The organism is Brachybacterium subflavum, assembly GCF_009299795.1.
GTDB classification, from domain to species: domain Bacteria; phylum Actinomycetota; class Actinomycetes; order Actinomycetales; family Dermabacteraceae; genus Brachybacterium; species Brachybacterium subflavum.
Map to the genome: position 1 here is coordinate 176,017 of NZ_VIGP01000003.1, position 24,515 is coordinate 200,531.

Genomic DNA, 24,515 nt, shown 5'->3' on the forward strand with positions numbered 1-24,515 from the left:
CAGGAGCGGCCGAGCTCAGCGGGCGGGCTCGTCCTGGCGGCAGTCCTGCACGAGGCGCAGGGCGCGCGGGGCGAAGCGGAGCCGGCAGCCGACGACCGGCCGGCCGCTGCCGGTGGCCTGTGCGGCGGCGTCGGGGGACACCTGCGCGACCAGGCCGTTGTCGGCCTCGACGCGGACGCGCCCAGCGCTCGCCTGCACCCCGATGACCTGGCCGACCACACCCGACGGGCCCCGGCGGTCGTCGCCGACGCCCGCCGCGGCCCCGACGTCGAGCGGCAGCAGATCGACGTCCTCCGGGGCGGCGATGCCCAGGGCGCTCTCGCCCCGACGCGGAGGGGCGTCGGGATCGGGCGCGCCGGCCAGCAGCGCGCCGCCCACACGGAGGGCCGCGCCCGCCGCACCGCCCTCCCCGGCCGCGCACGTGCCCTCGATGACGCCGAAGCCTGCGAGGCGGGCGCCGAAGCGGCTGCGCGGGGACGTCGCGATCTGCTCGGGGGCGGTGCGCTCGCGGATCGTGCCGGACTCGAGCACCACGCAGCGGTCGGCCAGGTCCCAGGCGTCGCTGAGCTGGTGGGTGACCAGCAGCGCCGTGGTGCCGGTGCGGGCGAGCTCGCGCGTGAGGAGCCCGCGCACGCGCGGGGTGGACTCCGCGTCGAGGGCCGCGAAAGGCTCGTCGAGCAGGATCACCGAGGGGCCGGCGGCGAAAGCCCGGGCGAGGGCCACGCGCTGCTGCTGACCCCCCGAGAGTCGGTGCGGGCGCTGGGCGGCGCGGTCGGCGAGCCCCACCCGGTCGAGCCAGTCCAGGGCGAGCGCGCGGGCCGGGCGCCGGCCCGTGCCGCGCGCCCGCGGACCGAAGGCAACGTTCGCGACCAGGTCCAGGTGGGGGAACAGCAGCGGACGCTGCTCGAGCAGGGTGATGCCGCGCAGATGCGTGGGGACGCTGCGGCGACCGGGGGCGTCGAGCACGCGCTCCCGCACCTGCTCGCCACTGCTCTCGGTGACGGCGACGCGTCCGTCGGCGAGCGGGACGGCGCCGGCGAGGGCGCCGAGGATCGTGGACTTCCCGGCCCCGTTCGGACCGAGGAGAGCCAGGCGGCCGCCCGGGGGCACCTCGAGGCGGGCGCGCACGTCGAAGCTCTCGCGGCGGACCACGAGATCGGCGGCGAGGCCCGCGCCCGTCGGACGCTCCGATCCCGCGCTCACCGCACGGCCTCCTCGCGCCAGGAGCGCAGGCCGGCGACGATGACCACGGCGCTCACCAGAAGCAGCAGCGACAGTGCGAGGGCGGAGTCCTGGCTCACGCCGACCCCGTTGTACGCCGTGTAGATCGCGAGGGGCATCGTGCGGGTGACGCCCTCGGAGTTGCCCGCGAACAGGGCGGTCGCCCCGAACTCGCCCATGGCACGCGCGAAGGCGAGCACCGTCCCCGCGACCAGGCCGGGCGTCACCAGCGGCAGGGTGACGCGGGTGAGCACGCGCCAGCGGCTCGCGCCGAGCGAGGCGGCGACGCGCTCATGGCCCTGCCCGGAGGTGCGCAGCACGCCCTCGAGGGTGATGACGAGGAACGGCATGGCGACGAAGGTCTGGGCGACGACCACGCCCGCCGTCATGTACGGCAGGGAGAAGCCGGTGGCCTCGAAGATCGGCCTCCCGATCACGCCCGAACGGCCGAGAAGGGACAGCAGGGCGAGGCCACCCACCATCGGCGGCAGGACGAGCGGGACCATCACGGCGGCGCGCAGCACCGCGGCCGTGCGCGAGGACGCGCGGGCGATGAGGAACGCGAGCGGGAAGCCCAGGACCAGGCACGCGATCGTCGAGCAGAGGGCGGTGAGCAGCGAGAGCCAGAGCGCCGTCATCGTCGAGGGGGCGACCAGGTCCTCGCCGAGAGTGGACCAGTGCACCCGGGTGAGCATCCCGGCGAGCGGCAGCACCAGCACGGCGAGGCCCACCAGGGCGATGGTCCGCAGCCAGACGGGAGGTCTCACGGCGCGCCGAAGCCCGCCTCGTCGAGCACCTTCTGGCCGTCGTCGGAGAGCAGGTAGTCCTCGAAGGCCTGGGCGCCCTCGGGATCCTTGGCCTTGGTGCTCACCGCCACCGGGTACTTGTTCACGGCCTCGTCGGACTCGGGGAAGTCGACGCCCTCGAGCGTGTCGGCCGCGGCGGTGACATCGGTGGTGTAGACCAGGCCCGCGTCCGCCTCGCCCTCGGAGACGCGGTTGACGACGCTGGTCACGTTGGTCTCCTCGCTCACCGGCTTCAGCGTCACGCCGGTGGCCTCCTCGACCTTGTCGGTGGCCTGGCCGCAGGGGACCTCGGAGGCGCAGGTGACGACGGAGACGCCGGACGTCGTGAGGTCCTTGAAGGTCTTGATGCCCTTGGGGTTCCCGGGTGCCACGGCGATCTCCAGCGTGTTGGTCGCGAAGATCTTCGAGTCGTCGGTGATGCCGGCCTCGGTGACGGGCTCGAGGCTCTTCTCGGAGGCGAAGGCGAGCACGTCGACGTCCGCCCCGTCGATCGCCTGCGTGGCGAGAGCCTGCGAGCCGTCGTACACGATCGGCTTCACCTCGTACTCGGGGTGCGCCTTCGTGAAGTCCTCGGCGACGGTGTCCAAGGGCCCCTGGAGCGAGGCGGCCGCGAAGATCGTGATCGTCTTCGTGGAGCCGTCGCCGGAGTCCGAGGCCGCAGAGTTGCTCGAGCCCGAGCCCGAGCACCCGGCGAGAGCGAAGGCGGTGACGGCGAGGAGCGCACCGGCGGCGCGCAGGCGGGCGGTGGTCGACAGGGACATGGGGTGATCCTTCGTATCGGAGGGGAGCGACGGTCTGGGGAGCGCACGACGAGGAGCGGGAGCGGGCGAGCGCGGTCTCCGGTTCAGGGCGTCTCGATGATGACCGTGGTCGCCTTGACGACGGCAGTGGCCAGGGAACCGACCTCGAGCTCGAGCTCGCGGACGGCCTCCGTGGACATCAGCGAGACCACCCGGTGGGGACCGCACTGCATCTGCACCTGGGACATCACCTGATCGCTGACGATGCCCGTCACCAGGCCCACGAAGCGGTTGCGGGCGCTGGACCCTCGCCGCACCGGGTCGTCGGGTCCGCCGGCGGCGGCCTCGAGGCGTGCGGCGAGCTCCCGGCCCTCCAGCACGGTCCTCCCCGAGGCATCCGACGAGGAGGTGAGGGCCCCGTTGTCGATCCAGCGGCGCACGGTGTCATCGCTGACGCCGAGCAGCGCGGCGGCCTCGCTCACGCGGAAGGTGGTCATGACCTCAAGTAGACCACGAACCCGCAATTGCGGAGGAATCATGGCATTGTGTCCGTGGGTGCGGATGCAGCGGAGCCGAGGGGGTGCCGCGGGCGTCGCCGCCGGATGGTGGGGTCGGGCGGTGAGGACGGGCCGGGACCGACCGGGTCCGCGCTCCTCGCCGCCGCCGTCGAGGAGCACCGGGCGAGCAGGCCGCACGACTAGCATGGTGAGCATGCTGACCTCGCTGACGACGCTCCGCATGCGACGCGCAGGGGAGAGGTCATGATCCCCTGGCAGGACCATCGCGCCCGCCTCATGGAGTCGGTCCGCGCACTCGATCCGGTGGAGCTGCCGCTCGCCCGGGCCGGCGGTGCCGTCCTCGCGGAGGACGTCCGCACGATGCATCCGGTGCCGCTGTTCGACAACTCCGCCATGGACGGATTCGCCGTCCGACGCTCCGACGCGGGTCCCGGCGCACAGCTGCGCGTGGTGGGAGACGTCCCGGCCGGCGCCGCCGACGACCCGCCCTTCGGCCCGGGCGAGACGCTGAGGATCATGACCGGTGCGCCGGTGCCGTCGGCCGCCGACGCGATCGTCCCGATCGAGAAGGTCCGGATCTCCCCGGCGGAGAAGGGAGCGCCGGAGAGCGGGCCGACGGGGGCCGACGAGCTCCCCGCCTGGATCGAGATCCTCGAGGAGCCGAAGCCCGGCGCGCACATCCGACGGCTCGGCGAGGACACTCCCGGCGGAGAGATCGCCGTCCCGGCCGGCGTCGAGCTCACCCCCTGGCGCCTGGCCGCCGCGGCATCGGCCGGTCACGGCCGTGTGCGCGTGGTCGGGCGACCGCGGGTCGCGGTCGTCTCCACCGGGTCCGAGCTCGTCCCCGCGGGGCAGGAGCTGCGCCGCGGTCAGATCCCCGAGTCCAACTCCGTGCTGCTCGCCGCGGCGCTCGACGCCGACGCGTTCGAGGTCGTGGACGTCTCCTGGTTCCGCGACGAGGCCGGCGAGGACCTCGCCCGCCACGTCCGCGCACTCGTGGCCGAGGGCCTCGCCGACGCCGTGGTGGTCAGCGGCGGCGCGAGCGTCGGCGCCTTCGACGTCGCCAAGCACGCGCTCGCACCGCTCGGTGTGCGTTTCGAGAAGGTCGCGATCCAGCCCGGCAAGCCCCAGGGCTTCGGCCTCGTGGACGACCGCCTCCCCGTGTTCTGCCTGCCCGGCAACCCGGTCGCGGTCGCCGTCTGCTACGAGCTGTTCGTCCGGCCTGCGCTGCGCACGATCGCGGGACACAGCGCCCTCTTCCGCCCCACCGTCCAGCGTCGGGCGCGCGTGGCATGGAACTGCCCCCCGGGCCGCGCCCAGGCGCTGCCGGCGGTCATGGACGAGCGGACCGTCGCGCCCGCGAGCGCGGGCGGCAGCGGCTCCCACCTCGTGGTCTCCCTCGCCCAGGCGCACGACCTCGCGATCGTCCCCGCGGACGCGGACCGGGTCCAGGAGGGCGACGAGATCGAGGTGATGGTGCTGTCATGAGCGAGAGCTCCCAGCCCTTCACCCACCTCGATGCCGACGGCCGGGCACGCATGGTCGACGTCACCGAGAAGACGCCCACGGTGCGCAGCGCGACGGCCCGCGGCAGGGTGCTGTGCACCCCGGAGATCGTCGCCGCGCTGCGCGATCGCACGGTCCCCAAGGGCGATGTGCTCGCCGTGGCGCGCATCGCCGGCATCCAGGGCGCCAAGCGCACGCCCGAGCTGCTGCCCCTCGCACACGTGATCGGGGTGCACGGCGCCGTGCTCGACGCCGAGATCGAGGACGACGGCGTGGAGCTGCGCGCGACCGTGCGCACCGCCGACCGCACGGGCGTGGAGATGGAGGCCCTCACGGCTGTCTCCGTCGCCGCCCTCGCAGTGGTGGACATGGTCAAGGGCATGGACAAGTCCGTGGCGATCGAGCGCATCGAGCTGATCGAGAAGACCGGCGGCAAGAGCGGCGCCTGGCATCGTCCCTGATCCCAGCGGAAGACCGTCGGGCCCCGCCACCGACCCACCGCACCCACCGCGCCGACCGCACCGACCGCACTGACCGCACCCACCGCACCGACCGCACCGAGGAGAACACATGCCGCGCAGCGTCCCGCCCGAGCTCGAGCCCTGGATCGAGCAGCTCGCCCCCGCCCTCGGCCTCGCCGCGGAGGACGTCCCCACGCACCTGCTCCTGGGCCTCACCGGTCAGGTCGCCCACGGGGTCACCCGTCCGGCCGCGCCCGTGACCACCTACCTCATGGGCCTCGCGGTCGCCGCCGGCAGCAGCCCGCAGGAGGCGACACGCGTGGTCAAGGCGCAGCTCGCCGACTGGGAGGCCGAGCATCCGCAGGAGGACGAGGCCTGAGCGATCCGCCGGATCGTCCATCCTGATCCCGCCCGGGAGCGATCCGCACCGGGAACCGTCCGGCCCGGTCAGCCGCCGATGGCGGACATCGGGCGGTCGGGCTGCAGGAAGCCGGGATCGTCGATCCCGTGACCGGGGCGCTTGGCGCCGATGCTCGCGCGGATCATCCGGGCCACGTCCTCGTCGGACCCGCCCGAGCGCAGCAGGGAGAGCAGATCCGACTCCTCCCGTGCGAACAGGCAGTTGCGCAGCTGCCCGTCGGCCGTCAGCCGCACTCGGTCGCACGCCCCGCAGAACGGCGCGGTGACCGAGGCGATGACGCCCACGGTCGCGTCGGTGCCGCGCACGCGGAACACCTCGGCGGGGCTCGAGCCGCGATCGCCGACGGGCTCGAGGTCGAACTCGGCGGAGAGCTTCTCGAGGATCTCGGCGCCGTCGACCATCGTGTGGCGCGACCAGACGTGGCCCGCGTCCAGCGGCATCTGCTCGATGAAGCGCAGCTGGGCCTGGTGGTCGATCGCGAAGCGCAGCAGGTCGCAGAACTCGTCGTCGTTCACGCCTCGCATGGCGACCGCGTTGATCTTCAGCGGCCGCAGACCCGACTCGCGGGCGGCGGCGATGCCGGCCTGCACGGCGGAGAAGCGCTCGCGACGGGTCAGCTCCTTGAAACGCTCGGGGTCCACGGTGTCCAAGCTGATGTTCAGACGCGAGAGTCCGGCGGTCTCCAGATCGCCCATGACGCGGTCCAGGCGGATCGCGTTGGTGGTCATGGAGATGTCGAGCGGTCCCTCGGGCCCCTCGATCGCGTGCAGGCGCCGCACCACGTCGACGATGTCCGGACGCAGCAGCGGCTCGCCCCCGGTCAGCCGCACCACGACGATGCCGAGGCGGGCGAGGACGTGCGCGACGCGCTCAATCTCGTCCGTGGTCAGCACGTTCTCCTTCGCGAGCCACGGCAGGCCCTCGGCGGGCATGCAGTAGGTGCAGCGCAGATTGCACTTGTCCGTGAGCGAGATGCGCAGGTCGCGGTGGACGCGTCCGAAGCTGTCGACGAGCGGTCCGTCCCAGACGTCCCCGGGGGACGCCTCCGGGGTCGACGCAGGAGCCTCGGCGGAGCGCACGCGGACGGTCGGCGTCGGCAGGGCGACGGCGGTGGGCGTCGGCGCGGGGTGGTACGCGGTGCTCATGCGCTCATCCCGGTCTCGGCGAGGCGGCCCAGCCCCACCCATTCGGCGGTGCCGTCGGCCTCGACCTGGCGCTTCCACACCGGCAGCTCGGCCTTCACGCGCTCGACGACCTCACGGGCCACGTCGAAGGCGTCGGCGCGGTGCACGCTCGAGACGGCGGCGACGATCGCGATCCCGCCCACCTGGAGGGACCCGGTGCGGTGGGAGACGGCGATGCGCACGTCCTCGTCGTCGCAGCGGGCCGCGATCTCGGCGAGCAGGCGCTCGGCCTCCGGGTGCGCGGAGTAGTCCAGGCGCACCACTGTCCCGGCGGCTTCCGGGTCGTTGTCGCGGACGGTGCCGATGAAGGCGGCGGTCGCTCCGACCTCCGGGTGCGCCACGGCATCCAGGTGCGCGGCGACGTCGAGGGGCGCGGAGGTCACGGCGGTCATCACGATCATGCGTGGTCACTCCCGCGCACCTGGTCGGCCACGTGGGAGGCGACCGAGAGGATCACGGGCATGCCGTCCTCCACGGCGCCGGGGGACCCGGCGAGGTTCACCACGAGCGTGCGTCCGCGCAGTCCGGCGAGTCCGCGCGAGAGCATCGAGGCCGGCAGACGGTCGGCGACGATCGCGCGCAGGCGCTCGGCGATGCCGGGGATCGGGCGGTCCAGGAGCGGTCCGGTCGCCTCGGGGGTGACGTCGCGCGGGCCGAGCCCGGTGCCGCCCGTGGTCACCACGAGCGCCGCGCCGCCATCGACCGCCGTGAGGATAGCCCCGGCGATCGCATCCCGGTCATCGGGGACGACGACGCCCGTGACCTCCCATCCGGCCGCTTCGAGCAGGCGGACGCCGAGAGGGCCGGAGACGTCCTCCCTGGTGCCCTCCGCCGAGCGGTCGGACACGGTGATCATCGTGGCTGACCTGTCCGGATTCTCCATGCGTCCACTGTAGTCGCGCACCGTGCGCCGGGGCAGGACGAGAGGGGTTGAGGTGCGGTGCGGCGCCGAGTGGAGCGGTGTCGGGGCCGGTCGCCCCGGGGCGGGTCAGGCGGGTCAGCCCGAGGCGGATCAGCGCGCGGCGGATCAGCCGACGGTGGATCAGCCGACGACGGAGAAGCGCCCGTCGGCCCCTTCGAGACGCGAGGCTCGAGGGCATGACACAGAGAACAGCCCCGCGTACGGACCCCGTCGGCCCCCGCATCGGCATCCACCGGTCGATCGACGCGCGGGCCGCTGCAGACGATCCCGACCAGAACGCCTCGACCCCGCCCCCAGCACTCTCCGACCGCACTGCGACCGGGCTCCTGCACCAGCGCATCCTGCTGCTGGACCGTGAGCTGGAGCAGGACAACGGCGCCCAGCTGTGCGCGCAGCTGGTGCTCCTCGCCGCCGAGGATCCGAGCCGCGACATCACCCTGCTCATCAACTCGCCCGGCGGCCTGGTGCCTGCGATGCTCGCGATCGGCGACCTCATGGACGTGATCCCGTGCGATGTGCGCACAGTGGCCCTCGGCATGGCCTACAGCGCCGGGCAGTACCTGCTCACCCACGGCACCCCCGGCAAGCGCTTCATCCTCCCGCACGGCCGCGTGCTCATGCACCAGGGCTCCGCCGGCTTCGGCGGCAGCGCAGCGGACATCGAGCTCCAGGCCGAGGACCTGCGCCGCGGACGCGACCTGCTCATCGACATCACGGCGGAGCGCACCGGCCGCTCCCGCGAGCAGATCGCCCGCGATTCGGAGCGCGACCGCATCTGGGAGGCGCCCGACGCCGTCGCCTACGGCTTCTGCGATCACGTGGTCGACTCCCTCGACCAGATCCTGCCGTTCGGCGAGCGACGCGTGGCCGGCGCCCGTGCGGGGATCCGGGCGGGAGGCGCGGCATGAGCAGCTACACGATCCCCTCGGTCATCGAGCACACCTCCCACGGCGCCGAGCGCAGTGCGGATGTCTTCTCCCGCCTGCTCAGCGACCGCATCGTGTACCTGGGCACGCCCGTGGACGACGGCGTCGCCAACACGGTGATCGCGCAGATCCTGCACCTGGAGAACGACGCCCCGGACCGCCCGATCCAGCTCTACCTGAACTCCGAGGGCGGGGACGCACAGGCGGTCCTGGCGATCCATGACGCCCTCGAGTACGTGCGCAGCGACGTCGCCGTCACCTGCGTGGGACAGGTCGTCGCCGCGCCTGTGGTGCTGCTCGCCGCCGGGACTCCCGGCATGCGCGCGGTGCTCCCGCACGCCCGGGTGGTGCTGCACCCGCTCGAGGCGAGCGGCCGCGGCGCCGTGCCCGACCTGATCCTGGCGACGCAGGAGATCGAGCGGGTGCGCCGCGAGCTCGAGTCCGTGATCGCCGAGCACAGCGCCAACGACCTCTCGACCGTCCGCGCCGATCTCGAGCGCGAACGGGTGCTGGATGCGCAGGCCGCCGTGGACTACGGGCTCGCGGACCGGGTGCTACGACGGCGGTGAGGGCCGGCTGCTCCGCCCGTTCCGGTGCGCCGACGATCTGTGACTGCTGCGCAATGGTCGTGATGAGACCTCATCACGACCATTGCGCAGCACTGCCGGCGTCGTGACGACGATTTCCCCGTGCGGTCGGCGTCGTCTCGGCGGGTGCACCGGGCCGGCCCGCCCTGCGCTGCGATCACTGAGGCCGCTGCTGAACCCGGAGACCTCACCGGGATCGGACTCATGGAGCCGATGTGACGTTCCCGCGGGAACGTTTGCGACGAACGCTGGGCCCAAGACTGGGTGCTCGGCACGGAGCTGGGAACACGGGCCGGGAGTACCTCGACACCGAGCTTGGAGGTCGAAGTACAGGCAGTCGCAGAGGCCTCCGCGCTCAGTGAGGACGCCGGCGATGAGAGGTGCCTGCGGCCGGACGGGCTCCGTCAGGCAGCGCTGAGCATCGCCTCGCGTGCTGCGGAAGACGAGAGACCGTGGCTGACCGGGAGCCCAGGGCTCTCCGGGAGAACCTCATCCCGCCCGCGGGCGGTCAGGTCCAGAACGACTCCCTGGCGCGCGGCCCCCGGATGCGCGGCCGGCAGACGCGTGTCGCGCTGATCCGCATCGTTGCGCGGGACGGCTGACAGGTGGACCCGTCGGCCGATGTCGAAGACGCTGATCCCGAGCGCGCCGGTGATCGCCGCGAGCACTTCGCTCGAGGGATCCTTGCGGCCGCGTTCGACGTCCGAGACGTGCTGCATGCTCACGCCGCTCGCCTCGGCGAGGCGCGCGAGGGTCAGTCCCTGTCGGCGCCGCTCCTCGCGCAGCGCCGCACCGACGAGCTCACGCAGCAGAGGTTCGGTGCCATCCATGCTCGGAGCCTACGGCGCGGAGCGTCTGGGCGCGCATGCCTCTGCTGTGAGCGGAAGAGATCGGAGCCGCTGCGACACCCGGTGATGGCGTTCTGCCACGCGGACCTGGTCGACGAGGCGGAGGCTCGCGCCCGCTTCGCACGCGTCTACGTGTGCCGGCGATTCAGCAGGCCCGTCGTGCCCGCCGCACCTACCCTGCAGGGGTGAGCGAGCAGGGGACACGGGAGGCGTATGCCGCGCGCGCCGAGGAGTACGCACAGGTGCTCGGGTCGGTCGAGCAGATGGCGGGCGCGGACCGTCGGCACATCGAGGCCTGGGCGCGGCGGACGCGCGCGGACGGCACGGCCGACGAGGCAGGTGTCGTCGATGATGACGGGGACGGACTGATCCTCGACCTGGGCTGCGGACCCGGCCATTGGACCGCGCACCTCGCCGCGCAGGGACATCACGTGCTCGGCATCGACCCGGTGCCGGACTTCGTCGATCGCGCGCGCACCATGCACCCCGGCGTCGAGTACCTGCTGGGCGACGTGCTCGCCCCGGGTGTCGAGGACGACTCGTGCGCGGGAGTTCTCGCCTGGTACTGCCTGATCCATCTCCCGCCCGAGCGGATGCAGGAGGCCCTTGCGTCCATCGGCCGGGTGCTGCGCCCCGGCGGTGCCCTGCTGCTCGGCTTCTTCGACGGGCTTCGGGTCGAACCCTTCGACCACGCGATCACGACTGCGCATTTCTGGCCCGTGGCCGAGCTCGGGAGGGTTCTGAGGGACGTCGGATTCGCGGTGTCCGCGGTCGAGCAGCGCACCGATCCCGGCGCGAGGCCGCACGGGTCGATCGAGGCGCGGTGGGGACTCCAGGCATGACGACGTTGCACGCGCGAGATGCGGACATCCTCGATGCCGAACGGAGTTGTGCGGATCCGGCCGATCTGCTTCCCGAGCGCGGCGTGCTCGCGCTCGGCGAGCCGACGCATGGCAGCGGCAACGCGTTTGCTTGGAAGTGGCAGGTCATCCTCGATCTGGCGAAGCGCGGGCTGATCTCGACCCTGGCTTTCGAGGAATCCTTCGCAGTCGGGCTCGCCGTCGACGCCTCGCTGCGTCAAGAGCCCGATGCCGGTGTACTTGCGGCGGAGTCCGCATCGAGATCGGCCCTGGACGACGCCTGGGATCGGGCGTCATCGATCTGGGACACCCGCGACGTGCGCGCCGGACTGCACGCCCTGCAAACCCTGAATCGGAGCCTCCCGCCTGAACGGAGGATCCGCTTCCTGGGGATTGACGTCCGCAAGCCTCATGAGGCGGCGCGGCAACTGCTGTCACGTGGATACGACGATGCAGTGCTCGTCAACGTGGCCGAGCGAAGGTGCCTCGGGGAGGACGCGCCAGAGCAGATGCTCGCCGCGGCAGGGCGCATCAGTTCGCAGGCAAAGTCTTCTTCATCTGCCCGCTTCCCGGACGACGAGGGGGCAACGGGCCTTCTCCTCGCCCGGCAGATTACCCGTTACGTCGAGACCTATCTTCTGCAGCCGGATTTCGCTGGTCTGCATCTGCGCGAGAGGTGCATGGCCGACACCCTCCTTGAGAATCTGCCCGCCGTAGGCGGCACCGTGCTCTGGGCCCACAACGAGCACGTGGGCCGTGCCGAGGACGCGTTCGGTGAGGCCGCGAGCGCAGGATCATCATTTTCGACAGCGACTCCGTCGATGGGCTGGTTCCTGGCCGAGCACCTGGGTCCGCGTTACGCGCCCGTCGGCGTCCTGTGCACGACAGGGGAGTGCCGCGCTGTGGACCCTGCGACAGGTGAAGCGGGCTTCAGGTCCGTCAGCCTTCCACCGATCCGTCCCGGGACCACTGAGCACGCCTTCGCGGAATTGCCGCGAGGATTCCACCGGACGCGGGATCTGCCGAGCCATCCCGGACCTCGGCGCTTCGTTGGTTGGCAGCTCGATAGTAACCTCGCCTCGTCAGACCCCGGAGCGTTCGAGATCCAGCGCCCGACGAGTGATTTCGACGCTTTGGAACTCTTGGGACCGAGCATCGCGGCGACATGAGCGTGCATGTGCTGCGCCTCAGGTGCGCTGCGTCCCCAGCACCGCCAGCAGCTCGAGCTTGCTCGCGTCCTCCGTGTGCGGGGGAGCGGTGAGCACCAGCAGGACCTGGGTCTCGTCCTCCGTGAACAGCGCCTGGCAGTCCACCTCGATCTCGCCGACCTCCGGGTGGACCACGACCTTGTGGTCCTCGAAGCGCCGCGCCACGATCTGAGCGTCCCAGAGCTGGGCGAACTCCTCGCTGCGGGCCTGCAGGAGCCGCGCCAGCTCACCGGCCCGAGAGCGCGGACCCATCGCGCCGTAGGCGGCGCGGAGGGTCGCGACCTGCGCGCGGCTCTGCCGGGCGTGATCGGACGGCGGGTACATGCCTCGACAGTTCTCGGGGTGTGCGAACCACTGGAAGATCGCGCTGCGCTCCCATCCCTCCAGGAGCGAGGCGTCCCCGAACAGAGCGCGCGCGGGCTCGTTCTGCACGAGAGGCTCGGCGAGGTTCGAGATGATCATCGCCGGCACGTCTTGGATCCGGTCGAGCACCCGCAGCAGCCCCGGCGCGACATGGGCGTGCGCGATCGACCGGTCCGGGGCGCTGTGCCCGGCGACCCGGAACAGGTAGTCCCGCTCGTCGGCCGTGAGCCGCAGGGCGCGGGCGAGCGAGGCCAGCATCGCGGTCGACGGCTGGGGTCCGCGTTTCTGCTCGAGCCGGGTCACGTAGTCGACGGACATCGTCGCCAGCTGTGCGACCTCCTCCCGTCGGAGCCCCGGTGTGCGCCGACGCGTGCCGGCGGGCAGGCCCACGTCGGTCGGCGAGATGGCCTCACGGCGGGCGACGAGGAAGCCCGCGAGCGCTTCCCGGTCCATGCCCGTCCGCGCCTCGCCGGTCCGCGCCTCGCCCGTGCGCTCCACGCGCGTGCGCGCCTCGTGTGCGGCGGGTGCCTCGTCGGCCCCTGTGCTCGCTGGATCCATGCCCCGAGTATCCCGTCAGCGCGCTCGCGCATCCAGGGATCGCGGATCCCCCGATACACCGGCCCTGGTGCGCTGCCCGGACGCGGCGAAGACTGCCTGCCATGGAACTCACCGGACACACGATCTTCGTCCCCGGCGCGACCAGCGGCATCGGTCTCGCCCTCGCCCTGCGCCTCCAGGAGCGCGGCAGCACCGTCATCATCGGCGGCCGACGCACCGAGCGGCTCGCCGAGCTCGCTGCCCATCACCCCGGACTCGGCACCGTCACTCTGGACGTGACCGACCCGCGCAGCATCGAGGCGGCCGCCCGCACCGTGCTCGCCGAGCACCCGGATCTCGACACCCTCATCGCGATGGCAGGGATCATGCGCGCCGAGGACTGGACGACATCCGAGGGTCTGCTCGAGACCGCCGAGGCCACCGTCACCACCAACGTGCTGGGGCCCATCCGTCTCATCTCCGCCTTCCTGGACCACTTCGTCTCCCGGGGGGACGCGACGATCATGACGGTCTCCTCCGGACTCGCCTTCACCCCGCTCGCCGCGACCCCGACCTACAACGCGACCAAGGCCGCGATCCACATGCTCAGCGAGTCGATCCGCCTGCAGCTCGCGGGGACCGGCGTGCGCGTGCTCGAGCTCGAGCCGCCGGCCGTGCGCACGGACCTCATGCCCGGGCACGCCGAGAACGCGATGGCGATGCCGCTCGACGCCTTCGCCGACGAGGTCATGGAGATCCTCGAGGCGGGGGACGCCTCCGCCCTGCGGGAGATCCAGGTGGAGGCCGTGAAGGTGCTGCGCTATGCCGAGGTGCGCGGGGACTATCCGCAGGTGGTCGAGATGCTCAACGCGCGCGAGCCGCACGGGAGGGGCTGAGCCGCCGCGAATCCGCTCGTCGGCCCGGCCGCACCTGCGTACCCTGGCGCGATGACCACCACGCTCGCCGATCTCGACTGGCCGATCAGCACGGAGCGCCTCGTCCTGCGCCGCGCCCGCGCCGAGGACGCAGAGGCGATCTGGCCCTGGTACGGCCGGCCGGACGTCCACGAATGGACCTATGGCGTGCCGGCCTCCCGCGCGGCGCACGTCGAGACCTGGGGGCAGTCGCTCGCGGCCCGGATCGTCGGCGAGCTCGACGGGCGGATCGTGGCCGTGGGCGGTGTGATGGTCCAGGACGCCTGGTCCCAGCGCCAGGCGATCGCCGCCGCCCACCATCGCCAGGGCGAGCTGTCCTGGGTGCTCGACCCCGACGTGCACGGCCGGGGGCTGGGTACCGAGTACGCGACCGCGCTGCTGCGCATCGCGATCCTGGGCCTGGGCCTGCACCGGGTGGAGGCGAGCTGCTTCGCCGCGAACGCGCCGTCGGCCCGGATCATGGAGAAGATCGGGATGCGCTGCGAGGGCATCTTCCGCGGCGAATCCCTCCACGCCAGCCATGGCTGGCTGGACGGGATGACGTGGGCGATCCTCGACGAGGAATGGCATGCGCAGCACCCGGACGAGTGCCCCGCGACCGAGGCCCGAGCCTCCGTCGACCGCGACCCGTCGGCCGCCGGGGCCGATTAGGCTTCCTCCATGAGCACGATCGTCCTGCCGGGGTCCTTCGACCCGTTCACCCTCGGCCACCTGGACCTCGCCCGCCGGGCCGCGATGCTGTGCAGCCGGCTGATCATCGCGATCTCCCACAATCCCAACAAGAAGGGGATGCTGAGCCTCGAAGCGCGCCAGCAGGCGATCGACGAGACCATCCGGGCCGAGGGCCTGGACCCCAAGGTCACGAGCGCCGTGCTGCCGCGCGGGCTGCTGGTCGACTTCTGCCGCGAGCACGGCGCCCGGGCCGTGGTGCGCGGCATGCGCGGCCAGATCGACCTCGCCTACGAGGAGCCGATGGCGCGCATGAACCAGCACCTCGCGCATGTCGACACCGTCTTCCTGCTCACCGACGTCCGGTACTCCCACATCTCCTCGAGCCTCGTGCGCGAGGTCTCCCAGCTCGGCGGCCCGATCGACGACATGCTCCCCGAGGCCTCCCGCCGCGCCCTCGAGGCGGCGCTCGCCGAGCGCGGACCTGCACCCGAATGATCCTCATCCGTGATGGATCCTCGTTCGTGAACGATCCTGACCAAGTTCTCCGACCTCCTCCCGCCCGGAGCGTCATAGATCCTGGTCACCATCGTGGTCCGGGTCGGGTTCCGCAGAACGCTCCCGCTCGTATCCTGGAGCCGTGAACATTCGAGCCAGCATCCCCGCGCCCGACGATCTCGACCTGCGCTTCGACGTCGTCGACCTCATCGGCCGCCCGGGAGCCCACCGGCACGTGGACCGCACCGTGGTGGTCGCCGACCAGAAGGTCGGCAACCTCGCCCTGACCGTCCCCGCGGGCGAGTCGATCAGCGTCGACGCGGAGCTCGAGTCCGTGGTCGAGGGCATCTTCGTCAGCGGCACCGTCGAGGCCCGCGTCGCCGGCGAGTGCTCACGCTGCCTGGACCCGCTCGAGCGCGAGGTCGACGCCCGCATCGACGAGCTCTTCAGCTACCCCGAGAAGATCAAGGCCGACGAGGAGGATGACGTCCCCGCGCTCAGCGGCGACGACGTGGACCTCGGCCCCCTCGTGCACGACGTCATCTCGCTCGAGGCCGAGGAGCGGCCCCTGTGCAAGCCGTCCTGCATGGGCCTGTGCGCCCAGTGCGGAGCGCGTCTCGAGGACGACCCCGACCATCACCACGACGTCATCGACCCGCGCTGGGCGGCCCTGAGCGGGCTGCTCGGCGGCGAGGGCGCGTCCCCCGAGACCGACGGGGCCGACGCGGGCGATGAAGCCGACGGGGCCGATGAGTCCGACGGCGGCCGTCAGGACAGCGGCGCGCCCGTCGACGAGGAGCGCTGATGGCCCGCTCGCGGCGGTCCACCGAGGCGAAGGACCCCCAGGAGCTGCTCGCGACGCTGCCCCTGTTCCCCGACCAGGCGCGCCGGGTCACGGAGTCCGGGCTGCTCGACCTCGCGCTCACGCACCGCTCGTACTCCTACGAGCACGAGCAGATCCCGCACAACGAGCGCCTCGAGTTCCTGGGCGACGCCGTGCTGCAGCTCGCGACCACGGAGGAGCTGTACACCGTCCATCCGACGCTCCCCGAGGGGGACCTCGCCAAGCGCCGCGCGGCCACGGTGAACACGCGCGCCCTCGCCCTCATCGGCCGCCGCATCGAGCTGGGCCAGTACGTGAAGCTGGGCCGCGGCGAGGACCTCTCGGGCGGCCGCGACAAGGCCTCGATCCTCGCCGACACCATGGAAGCGCTGATCGGCGCCGTGCACCTCTCGTGCGGACAGGACGTCTCCCGCCGGTACGTGCTCGAGCTGCTGCGCCCGCTCCTGGAGAGCGACGAGATCCTCGAGGCCGGCTACGACTTCAAGACCCGTCTGCAGGAGATCGCCGCCGAGACCGGCACGGTGCCCGTCTACGAGATCACCGGCACCGGCCCCGAGCACGCGAAGACCTACACCGCGACCGCGACCATCGCCGGCATCGTCACCGCGAGCGGCGAGGGCGCCTCGAAGAAGGACGCCGAGCTCGCCGCCGCCCAGCACGCCGTGCGCAGCCTCCTGGAGGCCCGCGGCGAGTCCGTGCTCCCGCGCGGCTGAACCGGAGCCCGCCCATGCCCGAGCTGCCCGAGGTCGAGGTGGTCCGCCGCGGCCTCGCGCCGCATGTGGACGGCCGCGTCATCACGCGCGTCGACGTCCACGAGCCGCGGTCCCTGCGCCGCCAGATCGGCGGGCCCGAGGCGTTCGTGCAGGCCGTCACCGGTGCCCGCGTCGCCCGGCTCGAGCGGCGCGGGAAGTTCCTGTGGTGGCGCCTGAAGGACGAGCGCGGCGACGAGCTCGGCGAGGCGCTCATGACGCACCTGGGCATGAGCGGCCAGATGCGCGTGCGCGGCGGAGCGGCCGACGCGGAGGTCGGCGCGGAGGGTGACGCGGGGACCGTCGCGCCGTCGGCCCCCGCCCCGCGCGGCGAGGGCCCCGCGAGCGATCCCCACAGGCATCGCCGCATCGTCCTGCATCTGGATGACGGCGCGCAGGTCGACTTCGTGGACCAGCGCATCTTCGGCGGCCTGTGGACGAGTGCGCTCGAGCACGACGCCGACGGTCTCCCCGCCACCCCGGACTCGATCGACGACCTGCTGCCGGCCGACGTGGTCGGCATCGGCCGCGACCTGCTCGACCCCGCCCAGGACCGCGAGGCCGTGATCGCGGTGATGCGCGCGCGGCGCGCCCCCATCAAGGCCCTGCTGCTGGACCAGTCCCTGGTCAGCGGGATCGGGAACATCTACGCCGACGAGGGGCTGTGGGCGGCCCGTACCCGCTTCGACGCCCCCGGCGAGTCGCTCACCCGAGGCCGTGCCCGGCGGGTCCTGGACGGCGCCGAGGCCGTCATGCGCCGGGCGCTCGACGTGGGCGGCACCAGCTTCGACGACCTCTACGTGAACGTCGACGGCCGGTCGGGCTACTTCGCACGCTCCCTCGCCGCCTACGGCAGGGCAGGCGAGCCGTGCCCGCGCTGCGGCGCGATCATCCGCCGCTCCGTGCTGCAGCAGCGCTCGTGCTTCTTCTGCCCGAACTGCCAGCGCAGGGCGTGACGCCTGACGCCTGACGACTGACGCCTGACGAGGCCCACGGCGCGGTCGGCGATCCCGACCCGCATCAACCCAGCAGCGAGCCGATCGAGGCGATGAAGCCGCCGAGCAGGAAGGCGCTGATGCCGATCAGCAGCGGCCGGTTGTTCATCGCCGCATCCTCGCCCAGCGCATGGTGCGTGACGGCGTGCCCCCTGCCGCGGCGCAGCAGCGCGCGATTGACGGGCCAGGCGGCGAAGAACGCGATCGTCAGGGAGATGGCCATCGAGACCCAGAAGAGCGGGTCGAGCAGCGTCGCCCCCATGGCCCCGGGGATCACCAGCATGACGAGATTGTCCACGACCTCCATGGTCGCGATCGACAGGGTGTCCGCCACGAGCACCAGACGCAGCGCATCGCCCAGGGCGATCCCGCCGCGGACCAGCGGCAGCGCCGACAGCGAGTACCCGAAGACGAAGGCCAGGAGGATCGAGAGGATCGTGGTGGGAAGGTTCGTCCACCCCGCGGCGGTGCCGACCAGCATCCCGATGATCTCGCCGATGGAGCACCCCGTGAGGCAGTGCAGGGTCGCGCCGACGGCCATCCCGGACATGTCATGAGGATGAGCGTGGGCTCCGTCATGCGGGTCCGTCGCGCCCGTGGTGTGCTCTTGGTGCGCGTGCTCATCGGGCATGTGGTCCACCGCGGTCCTCCTCGTCGTCGCTCCGCGCCGGCCGGGGCTCGGGGCCGGGCCGACGGGACCCGACGATCGTACGACCTGGGAGGACCCGCGTTGCGGGAGGGCCGGCGCCGGTCTAGCGTCGGCCATGCGTCCGGACGGGCGCTCCCGACGGCAGAAGGAGACTCCCATGGCACTTCAGGACCAGCCCGGCTACGTCATCCAGATGCGCGCGAAGCCCGGCATGGGGGACCGGCTGTTCGAGCTCGCGACCGAGGGGATGTTCACGTCCGGCGCCTCTGACCGCTTCATCATGCTGCGCGAGGACGCCGACCCCGACGTGCTGTGGAACATCGAGATCTTCCGCTCGGAGGAGGACAAGGCCCGCTACGAGGACAGCCCGCTCGCGGACGAGCTGCGCGACGAGATCCTCGAGACCCTGGACGGCCCTCCGCTGCGTCGCGTCGAGGTGCACCCGTACGCCGCGATCCCGGAGCTTCCCGGCGACAAGGCCTGAGTCCCGCGGATGCTGCGGGCGCCCGTCGGTCCGCACCTCTCCCGCCGCCCCCAGGAACGCGGTGACCTGCTGGGGTAGCGTGTCGAGCGTCGGATCCCACCACCAGCACCGACCACCCGCGGAGGACTCTGCCATGGACGACGCCCCGATCGGCGTGATGCTCGTCGACGACTTCGAGGTGGTCCGACGGGGGATCGCGACGGTGGTCGCCGCCGATGCGCGCCTGCGCGTCGTGGGGGAGTCCTCGAGCGTCGCGGAGACCGCGCGCCGTCTGCCCGCGATCCGGCCGGACGTGCTCGTGGTGGACCTCCAGTTGCCCGACGGCACGGGCATCGACGTCATGCGCGCGGCACGGGCGGTCGACCCCGACATGCGGATGCTGGTGCTCACCAGCTTCGACGACGACCCGGCCGTCCACGAGTCGCGGGCCGCGGGCGCCGCGGGGCTGGTGCTGAAGTCGGCGCGGGCCGCGGACATCGTCGGCGCGATCCTCGCGGTGCACCGCGGCGAGTCGATCTGGCCCGAGGACCGCGTCGCGGACGGGCCGGAGCTGTCCGCCTCCGATCAGCGCATCGTCGAGCTCATCGGCGACGGGCACTCGAACCGGGAGATCGCCGAGGAGGTGGGGATCGCGGAGAAGACGGTGAAGAACCGGGTCACCGTGATCCTGCAGGCCCTGGGGCTGCAGCGGCGCACCCAGGTCGCGGCGATGGTGGCGGCGCGTCGTCGAGCCGGCTGGAAGCCCTGAGCAGCGAGTCCGCGGCCCGGGGTGCCCGGGCCGCGCCGGGACTCCGCCTCAGGCGGGCGGGAGCGTCACCCGCCAGTTGATCATCGTGCCCGGCTCGAGCGAGATCGCATCGACCCAGCCCTGATGGCGGCGCGCCCGGCTCGACATGTTGGCCAGGCCGCTGCGGCGGCTCACGCTGGGGTCGATGCCGCGACCGTTGTCGGAGACCGCCACCTGCACGACACGGTCCACGCCCTCGCTGAACAGCGTGACCGAGACGGCCACGGCGCTCGCGTGCGCGTGCCGGGCGGCGTTGGCGAGCGCCTCGCGGACCACCGCGACGACGTCCTCGGCGATCTCCTCGGGCACCTCCGCGTCCATCGCCGCGGCGTTCCTGGGCAGGCGCAGGGCGGGGGCGAAGCCGAGCCCGGCGGTCGCGAGCCCCGTCTCGTGGCGCAGGCGCTCGCTGAGCGTCGCCTCGCTGCGCTCACGGCGCAGCGACTGGACGATCTGCCGGATCTGGGCGACCGCGTTCTCGACGCCCAGCAGGGAGGTCTCGACGCTGCGGCGGATCGTGGCGTTGGAGACGGCGCCCGCCGCCTCGTCGAGCGCGGAGGTGAGGCCCTCGAGCTCCATCCCCACGGCGAACAGCTCCTGGATCGCGAGGTCGTGCAGGTCCCGGGCGATGCGGCGGCGCTCGTCGTCCAGGTCCTGCTCGGCGGTGCCGCGACGGTCGTCGAGCGCGAGGGACACCAGCAGCGCGAGGGGTTCGAGGGCGCGCTGCGCGGCCTCTCGCGACGTCTCCGCGCCGACGGCGAGCAGAGCGCCCGGGCCCTGATCGCCCGCCTCGACGATCTCCGCGCTCGCGCTCCACGTCCTGCCCTCGAGCGCGAGCTCGGCGACAGCGCCCACCGCTTCCGGATCGCCGCTGACCAGAGCGGCGTGCAGCGCGGATCCCGGGTCGGGGGCGGCGCCCAGCAGGAGCGCGGCCTCGCGGCCCTCGGCGACCTCGACGCTCCACTCGCCCCGGCGCTGCGGAAGCACCAGCGCCGCGCCGGCGGCACCGGTGCGGGGAGGCACCGCGCGGACCAGCAGGTCCAGGAGGTCCTCGACGTCCCCGCCCGCCCCGACGGCGGCCGCGAGCTCGTGCAGGCTCGCCTCGGCCGGTCGTGGGGAGGTGGGGGTCTGGCTGGTCATGGCGTGTTCCCGTGCTCGTCGGTGCGGGGCTCGGCGCGCTTCAGCTCGTGCCCGCCACCGGGCAGGATATGCAGGACCGTGGTGCCCGCGGGGATCGCCTCCACCCTGTGGGTCACGACGAGGGCGCTCGCGCCGACGGGCAGCAGGGAGCCGTCGGCGGGATCCAGGAGCCGGCGCAGCAGGTCGTCGCCGCGCGCCGCATCGAGATGCTCCGTGGGCTCGTCGAGGAGCGTGATCGGCGCGGCGCGCACCACGGCGCGGGCCAGCAGCAGCCGCCTCCGCTCGCCTCCGGAGACCGTGGTGCCGTCGGGCCCGAGCATCGTGTCCAGACCGCGAGGCAGCGAGTCCACCCAGTCCTCGAGTCCGACGGCGCGCAGCGCGTCGGCGCACTCCGGCGCGCTCACGTCGCCGCGGGCCACCCGCAGGTTCTCGTGCACCGTGGTGGCGAAGACGTGCGCGTCCTCGAGCAGGGCGATCGCCTGGGCGCGGACCGCGTCCTCGGACAGGTCGCCGAGCGCGGCGCCGCCCAGGCGCACGGTGCCGGCGACGGGCTCCAGGAGGCCCGCCAGGGTCTGCACGAGCGTGGTCTTGCCGGTGCCGGACCCGCCGGTCACGGCGATCCGCTCCCCGGGGGCGACGTCGAGGTCGAGATCGTGGACCCGTACGGCGTCCTGTCCGTAGCCCGCGGCCAGTGCGTGGGCGGACAGATGCAGCGCCGTGGGGCGGCCGGCGCTCCCGGCGCCCGCACCGGAGCCGACGGTTCCGCCGGTCCCCGGACGAGCCCCCGCGTCGGACGTGATCCCGTGTCCTCGTCCGCCATCGTCGGCGGGCCGCTCGGGTGCCGGAGCGCCGGGACCGACGGCGTCTTCGAGGCGAGCGGCGGCGGCGCGGGTGCGGGCCAGCTGGGAGGCCGCCGCGGGCAGCGCCGTGACGGCCTCGAAGCTGCTCAGTGGGAGCAGGACGAGCATGCCGATAGCGCCCGCCCCCGCACCGCCGTCACGCCAGGCGCCGCCCGCGGCGAGCACGGAGCCGAGGACGGCGAGGATCATCACCGCCGGGACCGACGCCGCCGCCAGGGCCGAGGGGAGCGCCGCGCGGTCGATCGCGGCGTCGTGGGCGGTCTGCGCCCGCGCGAGCTCCTCCATGCGCTCGTTCAACCGTCCCTGCACCCGCAGTGCGGTCGCATCGTCCAGGACCCCCAGGCCGCTCGCCGTCAGCTCGGAGCGGGTCTCGACGACGGCCGCCTCGGTGAACCGCGCCTCCCGGTGGGCCGCCAGGGGCGCGAACACCCCGGCGAGCACGAGCGCGAGCAGCATGCACGCGGCCGCAGGCAGGCTGAGCGGAGCGATCGTCAGCACGACCACGACCGTCATCACGACAGCCACCAGCCCGGGCACGATCGCCCGGATCACGAGATCACCGAGCTCCTGCGCGTCATCGCCCAGGCGGGCGAGCAGGTCGCCCCGGCGGACCCGACTGAGGGCGTCCCCGCGACGGCGGGCGAGGGCCGAGTACAGGTTGGTGCGCAGGGAGACCACGCCCCGCAGGGCCACGTCATGGGTGAGCACGCGGTCCAGCCAGCGGAAGACGCCGCGGGAGATCCCGAGCGCGCGCACCCCGACCACGGCGACCGTGAGGTCCAGGACGTTCGGCATCGTCCATGCTGTCGTCACCAACCAGGCGGCGAGCGCCGCGAGGGCGAACGAGGAGGCGAGGGTCGCGATCGCCGCGAGGACGGCCGCGAGCATGCGGGAGCGGGGGATCTCCAGGAGCCCCACCAGCCGGCGCAGGGCGGACTGCCCCGAGTCGGTGTCGTCGGTGCTGCTGCGGCTGGTGCTCCGGACCGCGCTCATCGCCCTGCTCCTTCCTCTGCCGCATCCGGGCCGACGTGCGCGGCGCGCAGCCGCGTGACCTCGTCGGCCACGTCGAGCAGTCGGGAGCGGTGCGCGACGAGCACGACGGTGCGCCCCTCGGCCCGCAGCGTGCGCACGAGGTCGAGGACCAGATCCTCGGTGGCGCCGTCGAGGTGCGCCGTGGGCTCGTCGAGGACCACGAGCGGCGCCGGGGCGAGCAGTGCGCGGGCGAGCGCGAGTCGCTGGCGTTCGCCCAGCGAGAGTCCGCTGCCGCCGCGCCCGACGGGGGCGGCCCACCCGCGCGCGGCGATCACGCCCTCCAGTCCCGCGGCGCGCGCGGCGCGGTCCAGCCGGTCCTGGTCGGCGCTCCCGTGCGGCGCGGCCTCCGCGAGGACCTCGCGCAGGCTGCCGGTGGGGAGGACGGGCCGCTGGGGGAGCAGCATCGTCTGGGTCCAGAGCGACTCCCGGCGCAGGTCCTGGATCGCGGTGGCGGTGCCGTCGGCGGCGACCACCCGGGCCGAGCCCTCGTCTGGCGCGAGCAGCCCGAGCATGACCTGCACGGCGGTGGTCTTGCCGCTGCCGCTCGGGCCCGCGATCGCATGGACCGTGCCGGGCCGGACGACGAGGCTCGCGCCGTGCGGGGCGAGGCCGTCGCGCGAGCGCACGCCGACGCCGTCCAGGCGCAGCATCGCGGTGCGCAGGTCGGGGCACGCGGCGGTGCCGTCGGCCGGGGCGCTCTCGCCGAGCACGTCGAAGGCGGCGGAGACTGCGGCGACGCCGTCGGCCGAGGCGTGGAACTGGGCTCCCACCTGGCGCAGCGGCAGGTACACCTCGGGGATCAGCACGAGCACCGCGAGGGCGGGGGCGAGCTCCATGTCGCCGTAGACCAGGCGCAGGCCGATCGCGACCGCGACGAGCGCGACGCAGAGGGTGCCCAGCAGCTCGAGCACCATCGAGGAGAGGAACGCGAAGCGCAGGGAGCCCACCGTCGAGCGGCGATGCCGATCGCCCAGGTCGCGCACCATCTTCTCGGGCCCCCGCTCGCGACCGAGCGCGCGCAGCGTGGGCAGTCCGTCGACGAGGTCGAGCATCTGCGACCAGAGCGTGCGGGTGTCGGCGAGGAGGGCCTCTGAGCGCCCCACGGTGAGCCTGCCGATGAGGATCATGAACAGCGGGACGAGCGGCAGCGTGATGACGGCGATGCCGGCGCTCGTGGGATCCAGCAGCAGGATCGTCAGCAGCGTGAGCGGGGTGACGGTGGCCGAGAGCACGAGCTGGGGCACATAGCCGACGAGGTAGGGGCGCAGCTTCTCCAGACCCGTCGTCGCCAGGGTCGTCAGGTCCGCCCCGCGGCCCGCACCCGCCCGCGGGCCCAGGCGCGCCGCGTGGCCGATGAGCCGGGAGCGGAGGTCGGCGATGGCGGCCGTGGCCGCCCGATGGGCCGTGCGCTGCTCGACGAGGACCGCGAGGGCGCGGACCCCGAGCGCGACCACGAGCCCCGCGAGCAGACCGGGGGTCTCCAGGGGGGAGCGGTGGTCCACGAGCAGGTCGGCGCCGATTCGTGCCAGGAGCAGGGCCGACGCGATCACGGCCCCCGCCTGCACGAGGCCGAGCGCCGTGGTCCGCACGACGTGCCGGCGGGCGGCCGCGACTTCGCGCAGCAGCCGGGGATCCAGCGGCGGACGGCGCTCGCGCGAGCGCCGTCCGGTCCCCGGCGACGCGGCATCCGCGACCCCGGGAGCCGTGGTCCCTGTCGATGCGGCCGCGGTCGGTGCGTCCGCGCTCTGGGCTGCCTGGTCCATGGCTG

The 24,515-nt window shown here is 73.2% G+C and carries 28 protein-coding genes; 15 read left to right on the forward strand and 13 right to left on the reverse strand.

What is annotated here, in order from left to right; all coding sequences use genetic code 11:
- Positions 1-15 precede the first annotated feature (15 nt).
- The 4 genes from FHG10_RS07850 to FHG10_RS07865 all read right to left on the reverse strand — a co-directional run bounded on the left by FHG10_RS07850 (position 16) and on the right by FHG10_RS07865 (position 3,264).
- Complete coding sequence (locus FHG10_RS07850) at positions 16-1,203, reverse strand: sulfate/molybdate ABC transporter ATP-binding protein (RefSeq protein WP_152352784.1); 1,188 nt, start codon at positions 1,201-1,203, stop codon at positions 16-18.
- Positions 1,200-1,988, reverse strand: a complete 789-nt coding sequence (locus FHG10_RS07855) for an ABC transporter permease (RefSeq protein ID WP_227488116.1) — start codon at positions 1,986-1,988, stop codon at positions 1,200-1,202. The genes FHG10_RS07850 and FHG10_RS07855 overlap by 4 nt, the downstream gene beginning before the upstream one ends.
- Positions 1,985-2,788 carry a molybdate ABC transporter substrate-binding protein gene (modA, locus tag FHG10_RS07860; RefSeq protein WP_152352785.1) on the reverse strand — a complete coding sequence of 268 codons (804 nt, stop codon included), beginning with the start codon at positions 2,786-2,788 and terminating at the stop codon, positions 1,985-1,987. Before modA ends, FHG10_RS07855 begins: the two co-directional genes overlap by 4 nt.
- An 83-nt stretch (positions 2,789-2,871) precedes the next feature.
- Positions 2,872-3,264: a TOBE domain-containing protein gene (locus tag FHG10_RS07865; RefSeq protein WP_152352786.1), complete on the reverse strand. Its 393-nt coding sequence runs from the start codon at positions 3,262-3,264 to the stop codon at positions 2,872-2,874.
- A 264-nt stretch (positions 3,265-3,528) separates the two neighbouring features.
- Between FHG10_RS07865 and FHG10_RS07870 the strand changes: the two genes are divergently transcribed.
- The 3 genes from FHG10_RS07870 (at position 3,529) to FHG10_RS07880 (ending at position 5,631) form a co-directional block, all read left to right on the forward strand.
- Entirely contained in the window at positions 3,529-4,773 is a 1,245-nt protein-coding gene (locus FHG10_RS07870) for a molybdopterin molybdotransferase MoeA (protein WP_152352787.1), read from the forward strand.
- Positions 4,770-5,252: a cyclic pyranopterin monophosphate synthase MoaC gene (gene moaC / locus FHG10_RS07875; RefSeq protein WP_152352788.1), complete on the forward strand. Its 483-nt coding sequence runs from the start codon at positions 4,770-4,772 to the stop codon at positions 5,250-5,252. The genes FHG10_RS07870 and moaC overlap by 4 nt, the downstream gene beginning before the upstream one ends.
- 109 nt (positions 5,253-5,361) lie before the next feature.
- A complete protein-coding gene (locus tag FHG10_RS07880; protein ID WP_193636235.1) occupies positions 5,362-5,631 on the forward strand; it encodes a DUF6457 domain-containing protein in 270 nt (89 codons plus the stop codon).
- 68 nt (positions 5,632-5,699) lie between these two features.
- Here the strand turns inward: FHG10_RS07880 and moaA are convergent, their stop codons facing one another.
- The 3 genes from moaA to FHG10_RS07895 are packed head-to-tail and all read right to left on the reverse strand — an operon-like array spanning position 5,700 to position 7,740.
- Entirely contained in the window at positions 5,700-6,818 is a 1,119-nt protein-coding gene (moaA, locus tag FHG10_RS07885; protein ID WP_193636236.1) for a GTP 3',8-cyclase MoaA, read from the reverse strand.
- Complete coding sequence (locus tag FHG10_RS07890; protein ID WP_152352789.1) at positions 6,815-7,258, reverse strand: molybdenum cofactor biosynthesis protein MoaE; 444 nt, start codon at positions 7,256-7,258, stop codon at positions 6,815-6,817. The genes moaA and FHG10_RS07890 overlap by 4 nt, the downstream gene beginning before the upstream one ends.
- On the reverse strand, positions 7,255-7,740 hold the full coding sequence (locus FHG10_RS07895) for a MogA/MoaB family molybdenum cofactor biosynthesis protein (protein ID WP_152352790.1): 486 nt from the start codon (positions 7,738-7,740) through the stop codon (positions 7,255-7,257). Before FHG10_RS07895 ends, FHG10_RS07890 begins: the two co-directional genes overlap by 4 nt.
- Before the next feature lie 215 nt (positions 7,741-7,955).
- Between FHG10_RS07895 and FHG10_RS07900 the strand changes: the two genes are divergently transcribed.
- The gene (locus tag FHG10_RS07900) at positions 7,956-8,687 is read left to right on the forward strand and encodes a ClpP family protease (RefSeq protein ID WP_152352791.1); all 732 of its coding nucleotides are present in this window, start codon (positions 7,956-7,958) and stop codon (positions 8,685-8,687) included.
- Complete coding sequence (locus tag FHG10_RS07905; protein ID WP_152352792.1) at positions 8,684-9,274, forward strand: ClpP family protease; 591 nt, start codon at positions 8,684-8,686, stop codon at positions 9,272-9,274. Before FHG10_RS07900 ends, FHG10_RS07905 begins: the two co-directional genes overlap by 4 nt.
- 422 nt (positions 9,275-9,696) lie before the next feature.
- Here the strand turns inward: FHG10_RS07905 and FHG10_RS07910 are convergent, their stop codons facing one another.
- Entirely contained in the window at positions 9,697-10,122 is a 426-nt protein-coding gene (locus FHG10_RS07910) for a helix-turn-helix domain-containing protein (RefSeq protein WP_152352793.1), read from the reverse strand.
- Between the two features lie 203 nt (positions 10,123-10,325).
- On the opposite strand from FHG10_RS07910, the gene FHG10_RS07915 reads away from it, so the two are divergent.
- Together FHG10_RS07915 and FHG10_RS07920 are read left to right on the forward strand one after the other, a co-directional pair.
- Positions 10,326-10,982, forward strand: coding sequence for a class I SAM-dependent methyltransferase (locus FHG10_RS07915; RefSeq protein WP_227488117.1), 657 nt, complete (start codon positions 10,326-10,328; stop codon positions 10,980-10,982).
- Complete coding sequence (locus FHG10_RS07920) at positions 10,979-12,169, forward strand: erythromycin esterase family protein (protein WP_152352794.1); 1,191 nt, start codon at positions 10,979-10,981, stop codon at positions 12,167-12,169. The genes FHG10_RS07915 and FHG10_RS07920 overlap by 4 nt, the downstream gene beginning before the upstream one ends.
- 18 nt (positions 12,170-12,187) lie before the next feature.
- Here the strand turns inward: FHG10_RS07920 and FHG10_RS07925 are convergent, their stop codons facing one another.
- Positions 12,188-13,024, reverse strand: a complete 837-nt coding sequence (locus FHG10_RS07925) for a helix-turn-helix transcriptional regulator (protein ID WP_152353185.1) — start codon at positions 13,022-13,024, stop codon at positions 12,188-12,190.
- Positions 13,025-13,230: 206 nt separating this feature from the next.
- Here FHG10_RS07925 and FHG10_RS07930 point away from each other — a divergent pair, with 206 nt between their 5' ends.
- The 6 genes from FHG10_RS07930 (at position 13,231) to mutM (ending at position 17,759) form a co-directional block, all read left to right on the forward strand.
- Positions 13,231-14,004 carry an SDR family oxidoreductase gene (locus tag FHG10_RS07930; protein ID WP_152352795.1) on the forward strand — a complete coding sequence of 258 codons (774 nt, stop codon included), beginning with the start codon at positions 13,231-13,233 and terminating at the stop codon, positions 14,002-14,004.
- Positions 14,005-14,055: 51 nt separating this feature from the next.
- On the forward strand, positions 14,056-14,694 hold the full coding sequence (locus FHG10_RS07935) for a GNAT family N-acetyltransferase (RefSeq protein ID WP_152352796.1): 639 nt from the start codon (positions 14,056-14,058) through the stop codon (positions 14,692-14,694).
- Positions 14,695-14,703: 9 nt separating this feature from the next.
- Complete coding sequence (coaD, locus tag FHG10_RS07940) at positions 14,704-15,210, forward strand: pantetheine-phosphate adenylyltransferase (RefSeq protein ID WP_152352797.1); 507 nt, start codon at positions 14,704-14,706, stop codon at positions 15,208-15,210.
- Positions 15,211-15,352: 142 nt separating this feature from the next.
- Positions 15,353-16,015, forward strand: coding sequence for a YceD family protein (locus FHG10_RS07945; protein ID WP_152352798.1), 663 nt, complete (start codon positions 15,353-15,355; stop codon positions 16,013-16,015).
- Positions 16,015-16,767, forward strand: a complete 753-nt coding sequence (rnc, locus tag FHG10_RS07950; RefSeq protein WP_152352799.1) for a ribonuclease III — start codon at positions 16,015-16,017, stop codon at positions 16,765-16,767. The genes FHG10_RS07945 and rnc overlap by 1 nt, the downstream gene beginning before the upstream one ends.
- 14 nt (positions 16,768-16,781) lie before the next feature.
- Positions 16,782-17,759, forward strand: coding sequence for a bifunctional DNA-formamidopyrimidine glycosylase/DNA-(apurinic or apyrimidinic site) lyase (gene mutM / locus FHG10_RS07955; RefSeq protein ID WP_152352800.1), 978 nt, complete (start codon positions 16,782-16,784; stop codon positions 17,757-17,759).
- Positions 17,760-17,823: 64 nt separating this feature from the next.
- Here the strand turns inward: mutM and FHG10_RS07960 are convergent, their stop codons facing one another.
- Complete coding sequence (locus FHG10_RS07960; RefSeq protein WP_227488118.1) at positions 17,824-18,348, reverse strand: DUF4396 domain-containing protein; 525 nt, start codon at positions 18,346-18,348, stop codon at positions 17,824-17,826.
- A 256-nt stretch (positions 18,349-18,604) separates the two neighbouring features.
- Between FHG10_RS07960 and FHG10_RS07965 the strand changes: the two genes are divergently transcribed.
- Positions 18,605-18,931, forward strand: a complete 327-nt coding sequence (locus tag FHG10_RS07965; RefSeq protein WP_152352801.1) for a putative quinol monooxygenase — start codon at positions 18,605-18,607, stop codon at positions 18,929-18,931.
- A 133-nt stretch (positions 18,932-19,064) separates the two neighbouring features.
- Positions 19,065-19,679, forward strand: coding sequence for a response regulator transcription factor (locus FHG10_RS07970; RefSeq protein ID WP_227488119.1), 615 nt, complete (start codon positions 19,065-19,067; stop codon positions 19,677-19,679).
- A gap of 48 nt (positions 19,680-19,727) precedes the next feature.
- Here FHG10_RS07970 and FHG10_RS07975 read toward each other — a convergent pair whose 3' ends face one another.
- Genes FHG10_RS07975 through cydD form a run of 3 tightly spaced genes read right to left on the reverse strand, consistent with a single transcriptional unit; the run spans position 19,728 to position 24,510 of the window.
- Positions 19,728-20,855 (reverse strand): sensor histidine kinase, encoded by a 1,128-nt coding sequence (locus tag FHG10_RS07975; protein WP_152352802.1) that lies wholly within the window; start codon positions 20,853-20,855, stop codon positions 19,728-19,730.
- The gene (gene cydC, locus FHG10_RS07980) at positions 20,852-22,708 is read right to left on the reverse strand and encodes a thiol reductant ABC exporter subunit CydC (RefSeq protein ID WP_152352803.1); all 1,857 of its coding nucleotides are present in this window, start codon (positions 22,706-22,708) and stop codon (positions 20,852-20,854) included. The genes FHG10_RS07975 and cydC overlap by 4 nt, the downstream gene beginning before the upstream one ends.
- Positions 22,705-24,510: a thiol reductant ABC exporter subunit CydD gene (gene cydD / locus FHG10_RS07985; protein ID WP_152352804.1), complete on the reverse strand. Its 1,806-nt coding sequence runs from the start codon at positions 24,508-24,510 to the stop codon at positions 22,705-22,707. Before cydD ends, cydC begins: the two co-directional genes overlap by 4 nt.
- Between the last annotated feature and the right edge of the window lie 5 nt (positions 24,511-24,515).

What these genes read in the sequence shown, in the direction of transcription:
- FHG10_RS07905 (WP_152352792.1), top strand. Translation starts at nt 8,684, where the DNA reads ATGAGCAGCTACACGATCCCCTCGGTCATCGAGCACACCTCCCACGGC.
- moaA (WP_193636236.1), bottom strand. Translation starts at nt 6,818, where the DNA reads ATGAGCACCGCGTACCACCCCGCGCCGACGCCCACCGCCGTCGCCCTG.
- rnc (WP_152352799.1), top strand. Translation starts at nt 16,015, where the DNA reads ATGGCCCGCTCGCGGCGGTCCACCGAGGCGAAGGACCCCCAGGAGCTG.
- mutM (WP_152352800.1), top strand. Translation starts at nt 16,782, where the DNA reads ATGCCCGAGCTGCCCGAGGTCGAGGTGGTCCGCCGCGGCCTCGCGCCG.
- FHG10_RS07970 (WP_227488119.1), top strand. Translation starts at nt 19,065, where the DNA reads ATGGACGACGCCCCGATCGGCGTGATGCTCGTCGACGACTTCGAGGTG.
- FHG10_RS07965 (WP_152352801.1), top strand. Translation starts at nt 18,605, where the DNA reads ATGGCACTTCAGGACCAGCCCGGCTACGTCATCCAGATGCGCGCGAAG.
- FHG10_RS07910 (WP_152352793.1), bottom strand. Translation starts at nt 10,122, where the DNA reads ATGGATGGCACCGAACCTCTGCTGCGTGAGCTCGTCGGTGCGGCGCTG.
- FHG10_RS07930 (WP_152352795.1), top strand. Translation starts at nt 13,231, where the DNA reads ATGGAACTCACCGGACACACGATCTTCGTCCCCGGCGCGACCAGCGGC.
- FHG10_RS07895 (WP_152352790.1), bottom strand. Translation starts at nt 7,740, where the DNA reads ATGGAGAATCCGGACAGGTCAGCCACGATGATCACCGTGTCCGACCGC.
- moaC (WP_152352788.1), top strand. Translation starts at nt 4,770, where the DNA reads ATGAGCGAGAGCTCCCAGCCCTTCACCCACCTCGATGCCGACGGCCGG.
- FHG10_RS07900 (WP_152352791.1), top strand. Translation starts at nt 7,956, where the DNA reads ATGACACAGAGAACAGCCCCGCGTACGGACCCCGTCGGCCCCCGCATC.
- modA (WP_152352785.1), bottom strand. Translation starts at nt 2,788, where the DNA reads ATGTCCCTGTCGACCACCGCCCGCCTGCGCGCCGCCGGTGCGCTCCTC.
- FHG10_RS07920 (WP_152352794.1), top strand. Translation starts at nt 10,979, where the DNA reads ATGACGACGTTGCACGCGCGAGATGCGGACATCCTCGATGCCGAACGG.
- FHG10_RS07870 (WP_152352787.1), top strand. Translation starts at nt 3,529, where the DNA reads ATGATCCCCTGGCAGGACCATCGCGCCCGCCTCATGGAGTCGGTCCGC.
- FHG10_RS07925 (WP_152353185.1), bottom strand. Translation starts at nt 13,024, where the DNA reads ATGGACCGGGAAGCGCTCGCGGGCTTCCTCGTCGCCCGCCGTGAGGCC.
- cydC (WP_152352803.1), bottom strand. Translation starts at nt 22,708, where the DNA reads ATGAGCGCGGTCCGGAGCACCAGCCGCAGCAGCACCGACGACACCGAC.
- coaD (WP_152352797.1), top strand. Translation starts at nt 14,704, where the DNA reads ATGAGCACGATCGTCCTGCCGGGGTCCTTCGACCCGTTCACCCTCGGC.
- FHG10_RS07960 (WP_227488118.1), bottom strand. Translation starts at nt 18,348, where the DNA reads ATGTCCGGGATGGCCGTCGGCGCGACCCTGCACTGCCTCACGGGGTGC.
- FHG10_RS07865 (WP_152352786.1), bottom strand. Translation starts at nt 3,264, where the DNA reads ATGACCACCTTCCGCGTGAGCGAGGCCGCCGCGCTGCTCGGCGTCAGC.
- cydD (WP_152352804.1), bottom strand. Translation starts at nt 24,510, where the DNA reads ATGGACCAGGCAGCCCAGAGCGCGGACGCACCGACCGCGGCCGCATCG.
- FHG10_RS07890 (WP_152352789.1), bottom strand. Translation starts at nt 7,258, where the DNA reads ATGATCGTGATGACCGCCGTGACCTCCGCGCCCCTCGACGTCGCCGCG.
- FHG10_RS07975 (WP_152352802.1), bottom strand. Translation starts at nt 20,855, where the DNA reads ATGACCAGCCAGACCCCCACCTCCCCACGACCGGCCGAGGCGAGCCTG.
- FHG10_RS07935 (WP_152352796.1), top strand. Translation starts at nt 14,056, where the DNA reads ATGACCACCACGCTCGCCGATCTCGACTGGCCGATCAGCACGGAGCGC.
- FHG10_RS07880 (WP_193636235.1), top strand. Translation starts at nt 5,362, where the DNA reads ATGCCGCGCAGCGTCCCGCCCGAGCTCGAGCCCTGGATCGAGCAGCTC.